2 protein-coding genes are annotated in these 2,037 nt (G+C 65.0%); one reads left to right on the forward strand and one right to left on the reverse strand.

Annotated features, from left to right (window positions below; translation table 11 throughout):
- Nucleotides 1–526 (forward strand): S-methyl-5-thioribose-1-phosphate isomerase (locus VFA60_05795; GenBank protein HZQ91286.1); only part of this gene is annotated, 526 nt, incomplete at its 5' end.
- Here the strand turns inward: VFA60_05795 and VFA60_05800 are convergent.
- Nucleotides 429–2,037, reverse strand: a 1,609-nt coding sequence (locus VFA60_05800; protein ID HZQ91287.1) for a molybdopterin cofactor-binding domain-containing protein, incomplete at its 5' end; no start/stop codon positions are given. The two genes, VFA60_05795 and VFA60_05800, sit on opposite strands and share 98 nt — an antisense overlap.

Below are 2,037 nucleotides of genomic sequence, written 5' to 3' on the forward strand. Positions count from 1 at the left end.
ACTGCGCGTCTATGCGGATGAGACGCGTCCCTTCCTGCAAGGCTCGCGGCTCACCGCCTGGGAGCTGATGCAGGACGGCATTCCCACCACGCTCATCTCCGACAACATGGCCGGCGCCATGATGCGACAGGGAAAGATCCACGCGGTGGTGGTGGGCGCGGATCGCGTCGCCGCCAACGGCGACGTGGCCAACAAGATCGGCACCTACACCCTCGCGGTGCTGGCGAAAGAGCACGGTATTCCGTTCTACGTCGCTGCGCCGTTTTCCACTGTGGACCTGGAATGTCCTGATGGAAGCGCCATCCCCATCGAGCAGCGCTCGGCGCGCGAGGTCACGCACCTGGGCGACCGCCAGATCGCGCCCGACGGCGTCGAGGTCGAGAACCCCGCGTTCGACATCACGCCTAATCAGTATGTGACCGCAATCATCAGCGAGCGCGGCGTGGCCAGGCCGCCTTACGAGCGCTCGCTGCAGGAGCTTGCGAGACCAGCGGCAGCGCTCGCCGACGCTCACCCGTGGCGCTGAAAATTGCATTGCCGATTGCGGGAGCAACGCCGACGATGGGAGTTTCCCCCGCACCTGCCGATGGCTGGTCTTTGCGGTCCAGCAGCACGACTTCAATCGGAGGCACATCAACAAATCGCGGCACGCGGTACTCGCGCATGCTTCCGTTCGTGATACGGCCATTGGAAAATTCAATCGCTTCAAACAGCGCGCCGCCCAAGCCTTGAATCACAGCGCCTTCGATCTGATTTTTCAGACCATCAGGATTGACAACCGCGCCGCAGTCGAAGGCGACGACTACGCGATGAATAATGGGCTCATCCGGAGGCGACTTCATCTCCACCTCGGCGCAAGCGGCGACATAGCCTCCTTTTTCGAACCCGCCCGCGATGCCGTAACCGCGTCCCCGCGGCGGTCGCGCCTGCCATGCAAAGCGGTCGGCAGCCGCCTGGAACACCGCGCGCAGGCGCTCGTCTTTGAGGTTCTTGAGGCGGAAGGCGAGCGGATCCATGGCGATCGCATGCGCGAGTTCGTCCATGTGGGTTTCGCGCGCGAAGTGGTTGGCGGTCGCGGCCAGCGCCCGGTAGGAACCCTGGCGCAATGGCGAGCGCGAGGCAACGAACTCGATGCGCTGGTTGGGAACGTCGTACATGGTGCGGATTGCGGCTGCGCCCGAGTTGTAGTTGGTGAATTGCCAGGCAACCAGGGTGCCGTCCTTACGGATGCCGCTGCGGATCTCAATCACACCCGCGGGTCGGAAGTAGGCCCACTGGAACTCCTCCGCGCGCGTCCATGTCAGCTTCACCGGCCTGCCGGCAGCTTTGGCGAGGCGCGCGGCCTCAACGGCACACTCGCCAGTATGCTTGCCGCCGTAGGCGGAGCCGGTATCCGGGACGATGACGCGCACGCGCTCGAGCGGGAGGTGAAACGTTTGCGCCAATTCTTCCCGCACGGCAAACGGACGCTGCGTGCCCGTCCACACGGTGAGCTTGTCGCCGCTCCACTCCGCCACGGCAGCACGCGGTTCCAGCGGCGTGTGCGCAATGTACGCGACCGTGTAGCTCTGCTGCAGCTTGATGTCTGCTTCCGCCAGCCCCTGCTCCACCGACCCGATGACGTGCGCGGAATTGCCGCGCGAACCGCCTGGCTCCAGGTTCGCCTTCAAATACTCGAAGATCTCCCCCGACGAGGGTTGCGGCGCAGATTTCCATTCCGCTCTGACGGCCTGCGCCGCTTGTGCTGCCAGCCACGGCCTGGGCGCGGCTACACCGATGAAGTTGCCATCGCGCACCACGGTGACGCCTGCGATCTGGCGGGCAGCGCGGTCGTCGCACGAAACCAGTGTGGCGCCGATTGCGTTTGGGCGCACGACTTTGCCGTAAAGCATGCCAGGTCGCTTCAGGTCGGAGGTGTAGCGATGCGCGCCGGTCACCAGTTCGCGGCCGTTCACACGCGGCACCGCCCTGCCCGCCTGCTGCCACTTTTCGGGCGGGGTGGTCTGCTGATCATCGGCGATGGTCTTGACCAGCCGC

It is taken from the genome of Terriglobales bacterium (genome assembly GCA_035651995.1).
Taxonomy (GTDB): domain Bacteria; phylum Acidobacteriota; class Terriglobia; order Terriglobales; family Acidobacteriaceae; genus DASRER01.